General features: G+C 71.8%; 19 protein-coding genes. 8 read left to right on the top strand and 11 right to left on the bottom strand.

What is annotated here, in order from left to right; translation table 11 throughout:
* Window positions 1–123: 123 nt before the first annotated feature.
* Window positions 124–348: a hypothetical protein gene (locus ABD709_RS21155; protein ID WP_344779049.1), complete on the bottom strand. Its 225-nt coding sequence runs from the start codon at window positions 346–348 to the stop codon at window positions 124–126.
* Between the two features lie 81 nt (window positions 349–429).
* Here ABD709_RS21155 and ABD709_RS21160 point away from each other — a divergent pair, with 81 nt between their 5' ends.
* Complete coding sequence (locus ABD709_RS21160; protein ID WP_344779050.1) at window positions 430–663, top strand: DUF3099 domain-containing protein; 234 nt, start codon at window positions 430–432, stop codon at window positions 661–663.
* Between the two features lie 25 nt (window positions 664–688).
* On the opposite strand, the gene ABD709_RS21165 is transcribed toward ABD709_RS21160, so the two are convergent.
* Genes ABD709_RS21165 through ABD709_RS21200 form a run of 8 tightly spaced genes read right to left on the bottom strand, consistent with a single transcriptional unit; the run spans window position 689 to window position 8,675 of the window.
* Window positions 689–1,546, bottom strand: a complete 858-nt coding sequence (locus ABD709_RS21165) for an alpha/beta fold hydrolase (RefSeq protein ID WP_344779051.1) — start codon at window positions 1,544–1,546, stop codon at window positions 689–691.
* Entirely contained in the window at window positions 1,543–2,673 is a 1,131-nt protein-coding gene (locus ABD709_RS21170; protein WP_344779052.1) for a zinc-binding dehydrogenase, read from the bottom strand. The genes ABD709_RS21165 and ABD709_RS21170 overlap by 4 nt, the downstream gene beginning before the upstream one ends.
* 40 nt (window positions 2,674–2,713) lie before the next feature.
* Window positions 2,714–3,808 carry an acyl-CoA dehydrogenase family protein gene (locus tag ABD709_RS21175; RefSeq protein WP_344779053.1) on the bottom strand — a complete coding sequence of 365 codons (1,095 nt, stop codon included), beginning with the start codon at window positions 3,806–3,808 and terminating at the stop codon, window positions 2,714–2,716.
* Window positions 3,805–4,992, bottom strand: coding sequence for an acyl-CoA dehydrogenase family protein (locus ABD709_RS21180; protein WP_344779054.1), 1,188 nt, complete (start codon window positions 4,990–4,992; stop codon window positions 3,805–3,807). The genes ABD709_RS21175 and ABD709_RS21180 overlap by 4 nt, the downstream gene beginning before the upstream one ends.
* A complete protein-coding gene (locus ABD709_RS21185; protein ID WP_344779055.1) occupies window positions 4,989–6,224 on the bottom strand; it encodes an acyl-CoA dehydrogenase family protein in 1,236 nt (411 codons plus the stop codon). Before ABD709_RS21185 ends, ABD709_RS21180 begins: the two co-directional genes overlap by 4 nt.
* Window positions 6,224–7,258 (bottom strand): phosphotransferase family protein, encoded by a 1,035-nt coding sequence (locus tag ABD709_RS21190; RefSeq protein WP_344779056.1) that lies wholly within the window; start codon window positions 7,256–7,258, stop codon window positions 6,224–6,226. The genes ABD709_RS21185 and ABD709_RS21190 overlap by 1 nt, the downstream gene beginning before the upstream one ends.
* On the bottom strand, window positions 7,255–7,923 hold the full coding sequence (locus ABD709_RS21195; protein ID WP_344779057.1) for an HAD family hydrolase: 669 nt from the start codon (window positions 7,921–7,923) through the stop codon (window positions 7,255–7,257). Before ABD709_RS21195 ends, ABD709_RS21190 begins: the two co-directional genes overlap by 4 nt.
* On the bottom strand, window positions 7,920–8,675 hold the full coding sequence (locus ABD709_RS21200; RefSeq protein ID WP_344779058.1) for an SDR family oxidoreductase: 756 nt from the start codon (window positions 8,673–8,675) through the stop codon (window positions 7,920–7,922). Before ABD709_RS21200 ends, ABD709_RS21195 begins: the two co-directional genes overlap by 4 nt.
* An 85-nt stretch (window positions 8,676–8,760) precedes the next feature.
* Here ABD709_RS21200 and ABD709_RS21205 point away from each other — a divergent pair, with 85 nt between their 5' ends.
* Genes ABD709_RS21205 through ABD709_RS21225 form a run of 5 tightly spaced genes read left to right on the top strand, consistent with a single transcriptional unit; the run spans window position 8,761 to window position 13,060 of the window.
* Entirely contained in the window at window positions 8,761–9,366 is a 606-nt protein-coding gene (locus tag ABD709_RS21205) for a TetR/AcrR family transcriptional regulator (RefSeq protein ID WP_344779059.1), read from the top strand.
* 13 nt (window positions 9,367–9,379) lie between these two features.
* Window positions 9,380–10,537: an acyl-CoA dehydrogenase family protein gene (locus ABD709_RS21210; RefSeq protein WP_344779060.1), complete on the top strand. Its 1,158-nt coding sequence runs from the start codon at window positions 9,380–9,382 to the stop codon at window positions 10,535–10,537.
* 30 nt (window positions 10,538–10,567) lie between these two features.
* Entirely contained in the window at window positions 10,568–12,076 is a 1,509-nt protein-coding gene (locus ABD709_RS21215) for an acyl-CoA carboxylase subunit beta (RefSeq protein WP_344779061.1), read from the top strand.
* A 25-nt stretch (window positions 12,077–12,101) separates the two neighbouring features.
* Window positions 12,102–12,821, top strand: a complete 720-nt coding sequence (locus tag ABD709_RS21220; protein WP_344779062.1) for an acyl-CoA dehydrogenase family protein — start codon at window positions 12,102–12,104, stop codon at window positions 12,819–12,821.
* Window positions 12,821–13,060, top strand: coding sequence for an acyl-CoA dehydrogenase family protein (locus tag ABD709_RS21225; RefSeq protein WP_344779067.1), 240 nt, complete (start codon window positions 12,821–12,823; stop codon window positions 13,058–13,060). The genes ABD709_RS21220 and ABD709_RS21225 overlap by 1 nt, the downstream gene beginning before the upstream one ends.
* A gap of 114 nt (window positions 13,061–13,174) precedes the next feature.
* Here the strand turns inward: ABD709_RS21225 and ABD709_RS21230 are convergent, their stop codons facing one another.
* Window positions 13,175–13,402, bottom strand: a complete 228-nt coding sequence (locus tag ABD709_RS21230; RefSeq protein ID WP_344779063.1) for a hypothetical protein — start codon at window positions 13,400–13,402, stop codon at window positions 13,175–13,177.
* A gap of 651 nt (window positions 13,403–14,053) precedes the next feature.
* Between ABD709_RS21230 and ABD709_RS21235 the strand changes: the two genes are divergently transcribed.
* Entirely contained in the window at window positions 14,054–14,512 is a 459-nt protein-coding gene (locus ABD709_RS21235) for a hypothetical protein (protein ID WP_344779064.1), read from the top strand.
* Window positions 14,513–14,609: 97 nt separating this feature from the next.
* Window positions 14,610–14,822, top strand: coding sequence for a hypothetical protein (locus ABD709_RS21240; RefSeq protein WP_344779065.1), 213 nt, complete (start codon window positions 14,610–14,612; stop codon window positions 14,820–14,822).
* On the opposite strand, the gene ABD709_RS21245 is transcribed toward ABD709_RS21240, so the two are convergent.
* Window positions 14,774–15,097 carry a PepSY domain-containing protein gene (locus ABD709_RS21245; RefSeq protein ID WP_344779066.1) on the bottom strand — a complete coding sequence of 108 codons (324 nt, stop codon included), beginning with the start codon at window positions 15,095–15,097 and terminating at the stop codon, window positions 14,774–14,776. The genes ABD709_RS21240 and ABD709_RS21245 overlap by 49 nt on opposite strands.
* Window positions 15,098–15,346 lie beyond the last annotated feature (249 nt).

Consider the following 15,346-nt stretch of genomic DNA (forward strand, 5'->3'; position numbering starts at 1 on the left):
CATTACGGTGAGTCACGAAGACCTCCGGACGGTAGGTGACCTAGACAGCGCCCACCGCACCCGGAGGTCTTCGCTACGTCAACAACCGGCCCGGAGTGTCACCAACCTCCTGGCCGAGTACAGCTAGGAGTAGCGGTGGCTCTTCGCCTCGTGCCCGTGCTCGCGCGTGCAGGTCCGCCCGTTCATCGAGCGGTGCCCGCACAGCCCATCGGCCGAGACGGCCGGCGCAGCGACGACGGTCTCCTCGGCCTTCTCCGGCATGCGCGGGGCGAGACGGGCGGCCGGCGCAGCCGCTCGCCGGCTGTACCGAGCCTCGCGCATCGCCCGCAGGGCTGATTCCTTGCTCATCGTCGCTTCACCTGACGAACTCTAGGTGCCCGCACCGACAGATCCCGGAGGGCGGGGCGAGCGGCGTGGCATGGTGAAGAGATGACACGAGGGCACCGGCTCACGGGCGGCGAGGTGCGCTGGCCGCAGAGCGCGCGTCTGCGCCGACGTCGGCGGTGGTACTTCGCCCTGATGGGCGTCTGCCTCGTGCTGATCGTGCTCGCGTGGAACGTGGTCCGGTTGTGGTCGACGACCGCAGCCGTGGTCATGTCCGTCGTCGCTGCCGTACTCCCGCCGATCGCTGCCGTCGTCGCCAACTGGGGCGAGGACCACTAGCGGCGGGCACACCGGTCGCCACGTCTCACGTCCGGACGGCGATCTCGGCGGCGACGCGCTCCGGGGCCTCGATGGACGGCCAGTGCCCGACCCCTTCGAGCAGCACCACGTCGGTGCCCGGACGCAGTGCGGCGAGCCGCTGCGGCATCGCGGTCACCGCGATCGGGTCGAGCACTCCCCACACGGCGCCGAGCGTGCCGGCGTACTCGACGAAGGCAGCCGTCCAGGCCTCCTGGTGGACGCGGCGCTCGCGGATGTAGCCGATCTGCCGGGTGAGCAGCCGGTCGCCGTCGTCGAGCCGGATCAGGTCGACCAGGTCCTCGACCTGCTCGCTCCCGAGGCTCGTCCCGGTGGCGACGCTCTCGAGCAGGTTGCGGCGCAGGAACGACCTCGGGAACGACAACGGCATCCGACGGCCGTGGGCGAGGAGGCCGAGCCGCTGCCCGCGCGTGAGCTGCGCGAGGTCGATGAAGATCGAGCCGTTGAGCAGCACGACGCTGCTCACCGAGAAGCCGAGCGCACCGCGATTGGCCCGTGCCAGCAGCTCGGCGACCACGGTGGTGCCCATGTCGTGACCCACCAGCGCGCAGGACCCGACTCCGAGCCGGGCGAGCAGCGCCTCCACCAGGTCCGCCTGCTCGAAGAGCGAGTACGACGCGTCGGTCGGCTTCGCGGAGAACCCGTAGCCGAGCAGGTCGAACGCGATCGTCGGGCGGTCGAGGCGTTCGACCACACCCACGAAGTCGTGGGAGGAGCCCGGGTACCCGTGCACGATGACGACCGGCGTCCCGGCACCGTCGCGCTCGACGACGAAGATCCGGCGGCCGTCGACGTCGATGAACCGCCCCGCGTCCCGCCACGCCTGCACACTCGCGCTCGTCATGGCCGGACCAGGAACTTCTCCCCGGTGGCCATCCGCGCGTACCGCTGCAGCGTCTCCAGGTCCAGGGCCTCGGTCAGCGAGATCTGGTCGGTGTAGTGGCTGGCGAAGGTGGTGGTCAGCTCGCCGGCGACCCGCTGCCGCAACCGGGCCAGGTCCTCCCCGCCGGTCCGGGCGAGGAACGGGGTCAGCAGCCAGCCGCCGACGCCCCAGGCGAAGCCGAACCTCCGGTGCAGCTCGATAGGTCGCCGGTCCAGCGCGCCGTAGACATAGACCTGCTTGTGCACGTCGCTGCCGTAGCGGCTGTACGGCGCGTCGGGCGTCACGATGGCCGCCTCCATCGCGTTGAGGATCTGGCCCGCGATCGTGCCTCCCCCGATGGCGTCGAAGGCCAAGGTCGCGCCGGTCTCCCGGAGCGCGGCGACCAGGTCGGCCTCGAACGTCGGCTCGCTCGAGTCGCAGACGTGGACCGCACCCTGGTCCCGCAGCAGCCGGGCCTGCTCGGGGCGCCGGACGATGTTCACCAGGGGTACGTCGTCGGCGAGGCAGATCCGGTTGAGCATCCGGCCCAGGTTGGACGCGGCGGCGGTGTGCACCAGCGCGGAGTGCCCCTCGTTGCGCATGGTCTCGACCATCCCCAGCGCGGTCAGCGGGTTCACGAACGACGACGCACCGTCGACCGCGTCGGCGCCCTCGGGCAGCGGCAGGCACATCCGCGGCGAGGCCAAGCAGTACTCGCCGTACGTCGCCCCGCCGGCGAACCCCACCGTGCGGCCGAGGAGTGCCTGGGCCTCGGCCGAGGCTCCCGCCGCGACCACGACACCGGCTCCCTCGTTGCCCACGGTCATCTCCTGACCGATCCTCGCCGTCAGCGACCGCATCACCGGCTCGGGGATCGGCGCGGTCACCGTCGGCTCGCCGTCCGACCCGCCCGCAACCGCCCGGGAGACGTCGGCCATCGCCAGCAGCAGACCGAGGTCGGAGGGATTGACGGGGGCCGCCTCCACCCGGATCAGGACCTCTCGCTCCCCCGGCTGAGGCGTGTCCACGGTGGCGACCGAGAGCCGCACCTCGTTGTCGCTGGTGACCAGGCTGCGGAGCTGCCGCATGGTGGCCGGGATCTCGGGCATGAAGGTTCCTTCGTCAGAGGTCGACTGCGGAGCAGGTGGGTCAGTGCGGCGCCGGCAGGTCTACCAGGTCTGCGATCCGGGCGCGGTGCTCGCCCGACGTGCCGAGCGCGATCTGGTCGGCCTTGGCGCGCTTGAGGTAGAGGTGCGCGGGGTGCTCCCAGGTCATGCCGATGCCCCCGTGCAGCTGGATCGTCTCCTCGGCTGCGGCGACGGCGGCGTCGCCGCAGTAGGACTGCGCGACACCGGTCGCGACCAGGACGTCGTCGTCGCCCGCGGCGAGCGTGGCGGCGGCGTAGCGCGCGGCTGCGGTCGCGGAGTCGACGGTGATCGCGAGGTCGGCGAGCCGGTGCTTGAGCGCCTGGTAGCCGCCGACCACACGGCCGAACTGCTTGCGCTCCTTGAGATAGCCGACCGTCGTCGCGAGGCACCACTGCGCGATGCCGACCTGCTCGGACGGGAGCAGCGCCGCGGCAGTGTCGAGCGCGTTGCGGATGGTGGGCTCGGCCTCGGTGAGGACCGGCTCGCCCACCGCGACCTCGAAGGTCAGGTCGGCGAGCTGCCGGGTCATGTCCAGCGACACGACCGGGGTCACGGTCACGTCGGCCGTCGGGACGGCGTACAGGTTGACGCCGCGCTCGTCACGGCCCGGCACGAGCAGGACGTCGGCCTCGAGGGCGCCGGCGACGCTGGTGATCGTGCCGACGAGGCGGCCGTCGGTCACAGGCACGGATGGGAGGTCGCTGCGCGGCGACGTCGCCAGCGGTACGGCGAGCGCTGCCGTCCTCTCTCCGGACGCGACCTCGCCGAGCAGTGGCCCGTCGGTGTCGAGCAGTGCGGTCGTCGCCATCACGGCGCTGGTCAGGAACGGCACCGGGGCGGCGAACCGGCCGAGCTCCTCGAGCACGACCGCGGCCTCGCGCGCCGACGCGCCCGCACCACCACGGTCCTCGGGGACCAGCAGCCCGGCGAGCCCGAGATCGGCGGCCATCGCCTTCCAGAGCCGGTCGACGACCGAGCGGTCGTCGTCGTACATCGCGGTGACCGCCGCCGGGTCGCACCGGTCGGCGAGCAGCTCGCGGACCGTCGAGCGGAGGTCGTCCTCGACCTCGGTGTAGAGCAGGTCGAGGTCCGTCACTTCGCCAGGTCCTTCCAGGGCACGTCCTTGTCGACGCGGTGCTCGGCGGGCAGTCCGAGGACCCGCTCGGCCACGATGTTGCGGAGGATCTCGGACGTGCCGCCCTCGATCGAGTTTCCCTTGGCGCGCAGGTAGCGGTAGCCCGCGTCGCGGCCGGTGAAGTCGACGTGGTCGGGGCGGGCCATCGTCCAGCCCTGGTCACTCTCGAAGCGGAGGCCGTCCTCGCCGAGGATCTCCAGCTCCAGGCCGGACAGCTGCTGGGCCAGGCGCGCGAAGGAGACCTTCATCGCCGCCCCCTCCGGGCCGGGCTGTCCCTGCGCCAGCTTCTGCCGGAGCCGCTGGCCGGTGAGCCGCGCGACCTCGGCCTCGACCCACAGCCGCACCAGTCGCTCGTGCAGCTCGGGCGTCTGCCTGTCGGGGTGGTCGCGCCAGGTCTGCGCGACGACGCCGACCATGCCGCTCTCCCGCGGCGCCGCGGCACCGCCGATCGCGACCCGCTCGTTGTTGAGGGTGGCGGTCGCGACCGCCCAGCCCTGGCCGACCTCGCCGAGCCGCTGGCTGTCGGGGATCCGCACGTCGGTCAGGAAGACCTCGTTGAACTCGGCCTCTCCGGTGATCTGCCGCAGCGGCCGTACGTCGACGCCGGGGTCGGTCATGTCGCAGAGGAAGTAGGTGATGCCGCGGTGCTTGGGCACGTCCGGGTCGGTCCGGGCGACCAGGATCGCGAACCGCGCGAGGTGCGCGCTGGAGGTCCAGACCTTCTGGCCGTTGACGACCCACTCGTCCCCGTCGCGCACCGCGCGGGTGGCGAGCGCGGCGAGGTCGGAGCCGGCACCGGGCTCGCTGAACAGTTGGCACCAGACCTCCTCGCCGGTCCAGAGCGGGCGCAGGAAGCGCTGCTTCTGCTCCTCGGTGCCGAACGCCAGGATCGTCGGCGCGGCCATGCCGAGGCCGATGCCGTTCTTGCTCGGGTCGATGTCCGGAGCGCCGGCGGCGGCGAGCAGCTGGTCGACCACCGCCTGCATCGACCGCGGCAGGCCGAGGCCGCCGTGTCCCTCCGGGTAGTAGACCCACGCGAGACCCGCGTCGAACCGTGCCCGCAGGAGCTCCAGCCGGTCGGTGGTCGCCGGGTCGTGGGCGGCCAGGAAGTCCCGGACCCTCCCGGAGAGCTCCTCCGGCGTCACGCGCCGGCCTCGCGCTTGGCCGCCTGCCGGCGCAGCTCGGTCCGCGCGAGAGCGTTCTTGTGCACCTCGTCCGGACCATCGGCGAACCGCAGTGTCCGAACGGCGGCGATCATGTTGGCCAGCGGGAAGTCCTGCGAGAGTCCACCGGCACCGTGCGCCTGGATCGCCTTGTCGAGGATCCACTCCACCGTCGCGGGGGTGGCGATCTTGATCGCCTGGATCTCGGTGTGCGCCCCGCGGTTGCCGACGGTGTCCATCAGCCAGGCCGTCTTCAGCACCAGCAGGCGGAGCTGCTCGAGGCGCACCCGCGACTCGGCGATCCAGTCGCGGATCACGCCCTGCTGGGACAGCGGCCGACCGAAGGCCACCCGGTTCTCGACCCGTTCGCACATGAGCTCGATCGCCCGCTCGGCCACGCCGATCGCGCGCATGCAGTGGTGGATCCGGCCCGGCCCCAGTCGCGCCTGGGCGATCGCGAAGCCGTAGCCCTCCGCGCCGATCAGGTTGGCCACCGGCACCCGGACGTCGGTGAAGGACAGCTCGGCGTGCCCGCCGTGCTCGCGGTCGTCGTACCCGAGCACCGTCATGCCGCGGTGGATCTCGAAGCCGGGGGTGTCCCGCTCGACGAGGATCATCGACTGCTGCTGGTGCCGATCGGCGTCCGGATCGGTCTTGCCCATGACGATGAAGATCTTGGCGTTGGGGTTCATCGCGCCGGTGATCCACCACTTGCGGCCGTTGAGGACGTACTCGTCGCCGTCACGGACGATGCTGGTGGCGATGTTGGTCGCGTCCGAGGAGGCGACCTCCGGCTCGGTCATCGCGAAGGCCGACCGGATCTCACCGCTCAGCAGCGGCTCGAGCCACCGCTCCTTCTGCTCGGGAGTGCCGAACTGCGAGAGCACTTCCATGTTGCCCGTGTCGGGCGCCGCGCAGTTCATGACCGCCGGCGCCAGGTGGCCGCTGCGGCCTGAGATCTCGGCGAGGGGTGCGTACTGCAGGTTCGTCAGCCCGCCTCCCTCCTCTCCGGGGAGGAAGAGGTTCCACAGACCGCGCTTGCGGGCCTGGGTACGCAGCTCCTGGAGCACCGGGGCCGAGTCCCACGCCCAGCGGTCGTCGAGCTGGTCCAGCTGCTCGTGGAAGACGTGCTCGGCGGGGTGGACGTGGTTCTCCATGAACTCCAGGAGCGTGCCACGCAGCTCCTCGGTCCGCTCGTCGAATGCGAAGTCCATCAGCTGTTCTCCTTGATTGCGGTGAGGCCGGCATCGAGCAGCGGGTGGATCGCCTCGCCGATCTGGTCGAAGCCCGCGCCGACAGTCTGCCCGTTGAGGTAGCGGTAGTGGATGCCCTCGAGGATCGCCGCGAGCTTGAAGGCCGCGAGCCCGAGGTAGAAGCCGAAGCTGGAGAGGTCGCGCTCGCTGCCCTGCGCGTAGCGCTCGACCACCGCGCGCTCGTCGAGGAAGCCGGGCGCGGCGGACACGTCGCTGACCGACCCGCTGCCGTCGCCGGCTCCGGTCCCGAGCCGGTGGTAGGTGAGCATCAGGGCCAGGTCGGTGAGCGGGTCGCCGAGGGTGGCCATCTCCCAGTCGAGGACGGCCGTCACCCGGTCCTCGTGGTCGACGAGCACGTTGTCCAGGCGGAAGTCGCCGTGCACGATCCCGGTCGCCGACTCGGCAGGCACGTTCGCCGCGAGCAACCGGTGCAGCTCGTCGGCCGCGGGCAGGTCGCGGGAGTGCGAGGCGTCGAGCTGCTTCTTCCAGCGGCCGACCTGGCGGGCCAGGAAGCCCTCGGGCCGGCCGAAGTCGCCCAGGCCGACCGACTCCGGATCGACGGCGTGCAGCGCGGCCAGCGTGTCCACGAGCCGTTCGGAGATCGTGCGGGTGCGGGCCTGGCCGAGCTCGGCGAGCTCCGACGCCCGGCGGTACGGCGTCCCCGCGCACCGCTCCATGACGTAGAACTCGGCACCGACGACCCCGGCGTCGCGGCACAGCGCGTAGGTGCGCGGCACCGGCACCGCCGTGTCCTGGAGCGCCGACATCACGCGGTACTCCCGCGCCATGTCGTGCGCCGTCGCCAGCACGTGGCCGAGCGGCGGTCGCCGTACGATCCACTCCGCTGCGCCGTCGGTGACGACGTAGGTCAGGTTGGACTTGCCGCCGGCGATGAGCACAGCGTCGAGCCGGTCGCCGGCGCCCGGGATCTCGGCGGCGAACCAGGCACCCAGCGCGTCGAGGTCGAGCCCCGGCGGCGCGTCGGCCGTGGTCATGCGCTCGCTCCCGTCGGGTCCAGGTCGAGGTCGGGGACCAGCTCGGCAACCGCGGCGCGGGTCGACGCGGCGTCCACGTGCAGCAGCGCCTGCATCCCGACCTGCCGCGCACCGAGCACGTTCGGCTCGGTGTCGTCGATGAAGAGGACCCGGTCAGCAGGCAGACCGAGCCGGTCGAGCGCGAGCTCGTAGATCGGGGCGAGCGGCTTGCGGAGCCCGACCTCGCCCGAGATCACCACGGGCGAGAACAGCTCGTCGATACGCGCGCGGGGATAGGTGTTGCCCCAGCTGTTGGAGAGCAGCCCGACCCGCACGCCGGCGTCCCGGAGGTCCTCGGCCAGGGCGAACATCGCGGGGTCGGGCACCATGCCGGCGAACAGCCGGCTCAGCACGCCGGCCGGGTCGACGGTGCCGCCGTCGACGGTGCGCAGCTCGGCCGCCAGTGCGGCCTCGAACTCCGCCGGGGTCAGCTCACCGGTCTCGAGCCGGTGGACGGGGGTGCCGTCCTCGGCGCCGGCGGCCATCCACGCCTCGAGCGCCCGCCGGTAGGAGTCGACCTCGATCCCGTCGGCCGCCAACCAGGCCCGGACCGAGTCGCGGACCGGGCCGGTGAGCACCCCGCCGTAGTCGAAGAGGACGGCGTCGACCTGGCGCACGCCGCTCACACGCCACCGACGAGGCCGACGCCCCCGTCGACGACGACGGTCTGGCCGGTCAGCCACGCCGCGTCCTCGGAGAGCAGGAAGGCGACGACGCTGCCGATGTCCTCGGGGACGCCGAGGCGCTTGAGCGGGTAGTCGCGGCTGACCTCGTCCTCGCGGCCCTCGTAGAGGGCGGTGGCGAACTTCGTCTTCACGACGGCCGGTGCGACGCCGTTGACCCGGATGTCCGGGCCGAGCTCGACGGCGAGCAGCTCGGTGATCGAGTTGATCATCGCCTTGGTGGCGCCGTAGAAGCCGATCCCCGGCGCCGGGCGAACGCTGGAGAGCGACGAGACGTTGACGATCGCGCCGCCGTGCTCCTTCATCCAGGCCCGGTGCGCGTGCTGCACCCAGGCGAGCGTCGCCAGGCAGTTGACCTCGAAGGTCTTGCGGGCGGCGCCGAGGTCGAGCTCGACCATCGGCCCGTAGGCGGGGTTGATGCCCGCGTTGTTGACAAGCAGGTCGAGGCTCCCGAAGGTCTCGACCGCCGCTCGGGTCGTCTCCTCCTGGTGCTCCGTGTCGTCGGCCCGCCCGGCCACACCGAGCGCGACCTCCGGACCGCCCAGGTGGGCGACGGCCTCGTCCAGCGCGTCCTTCTTCCGGGCGGTCAGCACCACCCGCGCACCCTCGGCGACCAGCCGCTCGGCGATGCCGAGCCCGATGCCGCGGCTGGCGCCGGTGACGATCGCCGTGCGTCCCTCGAACCGCTTGCTCACTGACGGGCGCCTTTCGTTGGATGACTAAGCGCTTGCTTAGTGGTACTGTCCTACACACGCGCCGAACACGTCAAGGGGGGTCCGCATGGCCGACGTCACCGACGTCTCCCGCGCCGACGCCACGCGTGCCCGCCTCTTGCAGGCCGCAGTGAGCGCGTTCGCTGACAAGGGCTTCCACGGCACCACCACCCGCGACATCGCCGCGGCGGCCGGCATGAGCCCGGCTGCCCTCTACGTGCACCACCGCTCCAAGGAGGAGCTGCTCTACCTGATCTCCAAGGCCGGGCACGAGCGGACGCTCGAGCTGGTCAAGGCCGCGATCGCCTCCACCGACGACCCCTCCGACGCGCTCCGCAAGGTCGTATACGACTTCGCCGTCCACCACGCCCGCGGCCACACCGGCGCGCGGATCGTCAACTACGAGCTCGCCGCGCTCTCCCCCGAGCACCTCGCCGAGATCCAGGGGATCCGGCACCAGATCGAGGACCAGATCCGCCGGCTGGTCGCCCGCGGCGTGAAGGCCGGCCAGTTCGACACCGCGGACCCGCGCATCACCGCCGCCGCGCTGCTCTCCCTGGGCATCGACCTCTCCCGCTGGTACCGCGACGGCGTGCGCTGGACCCCCGAGCAGATCGCCGACCAGTACGCCGCCATGGCGCTGCGCATCGTCGGCGCCCGACCCGACAAGTAGAAACGAGGAGTCCATGCACCGCACCGTGTTCGACGAGGACCACGAGTCGTTCCGCAAGACGCTGCGCGCGTTCATCGAGACCGAGGTGGTCCCGCACTACGACCAGTGGTTCGCCGACGGCATCGTGCCCAAGGAGCTCTACGGCAAGCTCGCCGAGCTCGGGCTGTTCGGGATCTCGGTGCCCGAGGAGTACGGCGGCGCGGGCCTCGACACGCACAAGTTCGAGGCCATCCAGTACGAGGAGACCGCGCGGGCCGCCGTCACCTTCGGTGGATCCGGCGTGCACGTGCTGCTCGCATTGCCCTACATCAAGATGCTCGGCACCGACGAGCAGAAGCAGCGCTACCTGCCCAACTTCGTGTCCGGCGAGGAGATGTGGGCGCTGGCGATGACCGAGCCCGGCACCGGCTCCGACCTGGCCGGCATGCGCACCAGCGCCAAGCGCTCCGAGGACGGGAGCCACTACGTGCTCAACGGCGCGAAGACGTTCATCACCGGCGGTGTGCACGCCGACCGGGTGATCATCGCCGCGCGCACCAGCCCGGCCAAGGAGGACGACCGCCGGTTCGGCATCTCGCTGTTCGCCGTCGACGCCCACTCCCCCGGCTACACCGTCGGTCGCAAGCTCGACAAGCTCGGCCTACGCACCTCCGACACCGCCGAGCTCTCCTTCGAGGACGTCAAGGTGCCGGCCGAGGACCTGCTGGGCAACGAGAACGAGGGGTTCTCCTACCTCGGCCACAACCTCGCCTCCGAGCGGTGGGGCATCGCCTACGGCGCCTACACCCAGGCCGCCGCGGCGCTCCGCTTCGCCCAGGAGTACGTCCAGCAGCGCGAGGTCTTCGGCAAGACGGTCGCCTCCTTCCAGAACACCAAGTTCGAGCTGGCCGCCTGCAAGGCCGAGGTCGACGCCGCGCAGGCCGTTGCCGACCGGGCGCTCGAGGCCCTCGACGCCGGCGAGCTCACCGCGGCCGAGGCCGCCTCCGCCAAGCTGTTCTGCACCGAGGTCGCCCACCGGGTCATCGACCGGTGCCTGCAGCTGCACGGCGGCTACGGCTTCATCAACGAGTACCCGATAGCGCGGCTCTACGCGGACAACCGCGTGAACCGGATCTACGGCGGCACCTCGGAGATCATGAAGACGATCATCGCCAAGGACATGGGTCTCTGATCGGGTAACGCCGTGCGCGAAGATGCCGGCATGTCCGACGACGTGCCGGCCGAGGGGCTCACGGAGGTCCTCGCGCGCCGCCACCTGACCACCGACGAGGCGCGCCCGGACAAGGTCGCGAGGTGGCACGCCCGCGGTCGGCGTACGGCCCGCGAGAACATCGCCGACCTCGTCGACCCCGGCTCGTTCGTGGAGTACGGACGGTTCGTCACCGCCGCGCAGGAGAGCCGGCGGCCGCTCGCCGAGCTGGTCGTCGAGGCACCCGCCGACGGCATCATCGGCGGGACGGCGACCGTCGACGGCCTCCCGTGCGCGGTCGTGTCCTACGACTACCTGGTCATGGCCGGCACCCAGGGCATGCGCGGGCACCGTAAGTCCGACCGGTTGATCGGGCTGGCGCAGCGAATGGCGCTGCCCACGGTGTTCTTCACCGAGGGCGGCGGCGGCCGTCCCGGCGACACCGACCTGCCGCTGGTCTCGGCGCTCGACGTGCCGTCCTTCGCGCTGTGGGGCGAGCTGACCGCACCGCGGATCGCCGTGGTCTCCGGCCGCTGCTTCGCCGGCAACGCGGTCATCGCCGGCTCCGCGGACCTGCGGATCGCTACGCCCGACGCCAACCTCGGCATGGCCGGCCCGGCGATGATCGCCGGCGGCGGGCTCGGCGACTTCGCCCCCGAGGAGATCGGTCCGGTCGGCGACCAGGTCGCCAACGGCGTGCTCGACGTCGTCGTCGACGACGAGGCCGAGGCGGTCGACGTGGCGCGCCGCCTGCTCGGCTACCTCGCGGGTACGGCGACCGCGGGTCCGGCTCCCGACCAGGTCTGGCTCCGGACGCTCCTGCCGGAGAACGACCGCGAGGCGTTCGACGTACGGCCGGTCGTCGAGACGCTCGCCGACGAGGACAGCGTCACCTGGCTGCGCGAGGGGTTCGCGCCGGAGCTGGCGACCGCGATCGTGCGGATCGAGGGCGTCCCGGTCGGCGTGCTCGCCAACCAGTCCACTCGGCACGCGGGGGCGATCACCGCCGACGCCTCCGCGAAGGCCGCCGACCTCCTCGAGCTCTGCGAGCGGTGGCGGCTGCCGGTCGTCTCCCTCGTCGACACCCCGGGCTTCATGGTCGGCCCGGAGGCCGAGAGGACCGGCCTGGTCCGGGAGGCCGGCCGGATGATCAACGCCGGTGCCCGACTGACGACGCCGCTCGTCGGCGTCGTGCTGCGCCGCGGCTACGGCCTCGGCGCGCAGGCGATGCTCGGCGGCAGCACGCACCGGCCGCTGCTCACCATCGCCTGGCCGGGCGCGCACCTCGGGCCGATGGGTCTCGAGGGGGCGGTGCGTCTCGGCCTGGCCAAGGAGCTCGCCGCGATGCCGGAGGACGAGCGGGAGGCGGCCGTCGCCGAGCACACCGCCGCACTCCGCAACCACGCCAAGGCGCTCAACGCCGCCCGGGTCTTCGAGATCGACGACGTCATCGATCCCGCCGAGACCCGCGCACTCGTCGCCGCGACGATCGGCCGTGCCGACCGGGCCGACCGCACCTGAACCCCGACCGGACGGAGAACGCCCGATGGACCTGGCCCTGACCGAGGAGCAGCTCGGCTTCCAGCAGCTGGCGCGCGAGTTCCTCGACAAGGAGGTCGTGCCGCACCGGGCCGAGTGGGACCGCCGCGAGTCGGTCGACACCGCGATCATCCCGAAGCTCGGCGAGATCGGGTTCCTCGGGCTGACCATCCCCGAGGAGCTCGGCGGGCTGGGCGGCGACTACATCACCTACTGCATAGCGATGGAGGAGCTCGGCCGCGCCGACTCCGCCATCCGCGGCATCGTGTCGGTCTCGATGGGACTGTTCGGCAAGGCGATCCTCGAGCACGGCAGCGAGGAGCAGAAGCGGGAATGGCTGCCCGGCATCGCCGCCGGCACCAAGCTGGGCTGCTTCGGGCTGACCGAGCCGGACACCGGGTCGGACGCCGGCAACCTGAGGGCCCGGGCGGTCCGGGACGGCTCGGACTGGCTGATCTCCGGCACCAAGATCTTCATCACCAACGGCACCTGGGCCGACGGCTGCCTGCTGTTCGCACGCACCGGCGGCGAGGGGCCCAAGGGCGTCTCGGCGTTCCTGGTCCCGACCGACGCGCCGGGCTTCGAGGCCACCGAGATCCACGGCAAGCTCGGCCTCCGCGGCCAGGCGACCGCAGAGATCGCCCTCGACGGCGTCCGCGTGCCCGCATCGAGATCTCCGTCGACGCCGACGCCGCCCGGCTGCTCACCTGGCGCGCCGCCGACCTGATCGAGCGGGGCCTGCCGTTCGGCACCGAGGCCTCCAAGGCGAAGTACTTCGCCTCCGAGAAGGCCGTCGCCGCCGCGAACCTGGCGATCCAGGCCTTCGGCGGCTACGGGTACGTCGACGAGTACCCGGTGCAGAAGTACATGCGCGACGCCCGCGTGATGACGCTCTACGAAGGCACCTCCCAGATCCAGAAGCTGCTCATCGGCCGCGCCGAGACCGGGATCAGCGCGTTCCTCTGACCACCCCCGACCGCGCCGTCGTATCTGCGGCCCGGTCCGGAAGGTCCTCCAGTCAGGCGCCGGCGCCCCGCCGGCTCGACTCGGAAGGACTCCCATGCCCGACATCGACCTCGACTACCCCGAAGGGGACGGCGACGGCGTCGACCCGCGGCTGCGCAAGCAGCTGTCGCCGTACCTGCGCGACCGCGGGTCGCTGCTCTCGATCATCGACTTCCTGACCCGGCGGACGAGCTCGCCGTGGGCGGTGCTGGTCGTGACGTTCGACGACGACCCCGCGCCCTCGCAGGACCTGACGAGGTACCGGAAGGTCTTCACCTTCGACGGCAGCGGCACCATGAACATGGTCGACTACTTCTCCGACATGTCGCACGGCAAGCTCGACCTGTCCGGGACCGAGGTCTTCGGGCCCTACGTGCTCCCGCGACCGCGCGCCGACTACGTCGGGAACGTCTACCCCCAGCCGGCGGGCAAGCTGAACCGCAACGGCGTGCTGGACCTGGCCAAGGCGACGGCCACGGCGGCCGGTGTCGACCTCAGCCAGTACGCAGGCGTGGTGGTCTGCGGAACGCCGACCCTCGACCTCTGCGGGTGGGTCGGAGGAGCGGCGGCGCTCTGCGACGACCTGAGCCTGCAGCCGAGCCTGCTGGGGCAGGAGATGGGTCACGGCTACGGCGCCGACCACTCGCGGATCGACGGGAGCACCGACGACTACCAGGATCCCTGGGACACGATGAGCACGGCGAACGCCTTCGAGGCGGTGCACCCCGACTACGGCCGGGTCGGCCCGGGGCTCAACGCCGTCAACATGCAGCTGCGGGGCTGGCTCGACACGAGGCGGGTGCTCTACGTCGACCCGCACGTGGCCACCGAGCAGACGGTCGTGCTGCGCCCACTGCACGCCCGGCACCTCAGCGGCACGTTGGCGATCTCGGTCGGGGACTACCTCGTCGAGCTCCGGGTCCGGAGCCGGTGGGACGCGGGCATCCCGCAGTCGTGCGTGCTCGTGCACCGCGGCGAGGCGAACCGCAGCTACCTGATGCGGGCCGCGGACGGCAGCCCGACCTCACCGAGGGCGACGAGTTCACCGTCGGGATCGAGGGCGGCTTGTTCGGCCGGTTCGTCAAGGTGCAGGTGGAGGCCATCGACGAGGCCGGCCAGACCGCACAGGTGCGGGTCACCTACGCGCCGGCGTACCACCCGCACGTCCCTGACCTGGTCGGCCAGGTGCTCGGCGGCATCTCCTACGACGGCGGAGGCATCGTCATCATCGGCGGCAAGCCGCACCCGGTCCCGCCTCGCGGGCCGGAGACGGTGCTCGTGGAGTCGCTCGGCGACTACCTCGGCGCGACCGCACCGACCGACCGGATGGCCGCGCTCACCCGGCTGGCCGACGGGCTGGGCCAGGCGGTGCGCGACGTGGAGGTCGTCTCCGAGACGCCGCCGGGAATCTGACCCGTCGACATCGACTGAGCCGCGCGTCCGCGGGTACCTGGGGGTTGCCGGACCCCTGGGGCCCGTGGAACTGGAGCCACCCGGAAGGACTCAGGACATGAACGCGTGGACGCCGACGAGGCTGATCAGTGGAGTGGTGGGCATCAGCCGGACCGTGCACCCCGGTGGTCGCTGCATCGTGTGCGAGCGTCGCTTCCGCGACCTGGACCGGCACTGGACCACCGCACACCAGTGGTTCACCGCGCCGGCCGGCGCGGTCCGTCAGCTGTCGCCGGAGTCGTCGTCGCCCTCGATGACGACGACCTGGTAGTCCTCGTCCAGCCGTACGTCGACGGTGTCGCCGTTCGGCTTGGTCACCTCGACCTCATAGGTCGCGCCGTTCTCGGTGTCGGTCTCGACACTGTTGGCGGTGCCGCCGCCGGTCGCCGCGAGGGCGGCGCGGGTCGCGACGCGCGCCTGTTCGGGCGTGTACTGGTGGCTCTGCGGCCCGTCGTCCCCGCCGCGACCGGCGACCGCGACGCCGCCGGCCGTGATCGCAGCTACGGTGGCGACCCCGGCGGCGCCGATGAGCACTCGCTTGCGCATCAGCCTCTCCTCTCGTCTTGCTCCCCCACCCTGCCGCGGCACTGCTGAAGGCACGCTGAATGCGCCGTGTCTTCAGCCACGAAGCACGAGCGCGGCATCAGGCTGCGCTGGGTCGGCGCCGTTCGCCGGGTCGGTAGCTCCAGCGTGTGGTGTCGTGGGTGGTGGGTGGTGGGGTCCAGGTGGGTCGTCGGGTGTGGGGGTCGATGGTGACGGTCCAGGGGGTGTGGTGGGTGATGGTGTGGTGGTGGC

Origin of the sequence: Nocardioides panacisoli (assembly GCF_039537325.1) — a bacterium.
Taxonomy (GTDB): Bacteria; Actinomycetota; Actinomycetes; order Propionibacteriales; family Nocardioidaceae; genus Nocardioides; species Nocardioides panacisoli.

Bases quoted from the DNA above. Each gene is read 5' to 3' on its own strand.
- ABD709_RS21155 (WP_344779049.1), bottom strand. From the start codon at position 348: ATGAGCAAGGAATCAGCCCTGCGGGCGATGCGCGAGGCTCGGTACAGC.
- ABD709_RS21160 (WP_344779050.1), top strand. From the start codon at position 430: ATGACACGAGGGCACCGGCTCACGGGCGGCGAGGTGCGCTGGCCGCAG.
- ABD709_RS21165 (WP_344779051.1), bottom strand. From the start codon at position 1,546: ATGACGAGCGCGAGTGTGCAGGCGTGGCGGGACGCGGGGCGGTTCATC.
- ABD709_RS21170 (WP_344779052.1), bottom strand. From the start codon at position 2,673: ATGCCCGAGATCCCGGCCACCATGCGGCAGCTCCGCAGCCTGGTCACC.
- ABD709_RS21185 (WP_344779055.1), bottom strand. From the start codon at position 6,224: ATGGACTTCGCATTCGACGAGCGGACCGAGGAGCTGCGTGGCACGCTC.
- ABD709_RS21190 (WP_344779056.1), bottom strand. From the start codon at position 7,258: ATGACCACGGCCGACGCGCCGCCGGGGCTCGACCTCGACGCGCTGGGT.
- ABD709_RS21205 (WP_344779059.1), top strand. From the start codon at position 8,761: ATGGCCGACGTCACCGACGTCTCCCGCGCCGACGCCACGCGTGCCCGC.
- ABD709_RS21210 (WP_344779060.1), top strand. From the start codon at position 9,380: ATGCACCGCACCGTGTTCGACGAGGACCACGAGTCGTTCCGCAAGACG.
- ABD709_RS21215 (WP_344779061.1), top strand. From the start codon at position 10,568: ATGTCCGACGACGTGCCGGCCGAGGGGCTCACGGAGGTCCTCGCGCGC.
- ABD709_RS21220 (WP_344779062.1), top strand. From the start codon at position 12,102: ATGGACCTGGCCCTGACCGAGGAGCAGCTCGGCTTCCAGCAGCTGGCG.
- ABD709_RS21230 (WP_344779063.1), bottom strand. From the start codon at position 13,402: ATGTTCATGGTGCCGCTGCCGTCGAAGGTGAAGACCTTCCGGTACCTC.
- ABD709_RS21240 (WP_344779065.1), top strand. From the start codon at position 14,610: ATGAACGCGTGGACGCCGACGAGGCTGATCAGTGGAGTGGTGGGCATC.
- ABD709_RS21245 (WP_344779066.1), bottom strand. From the start codon at position 15,097: ATGCGCAAGCGAGTGCTCATCGGCGCCGCCGGGGTCGCCACCGTAGCT.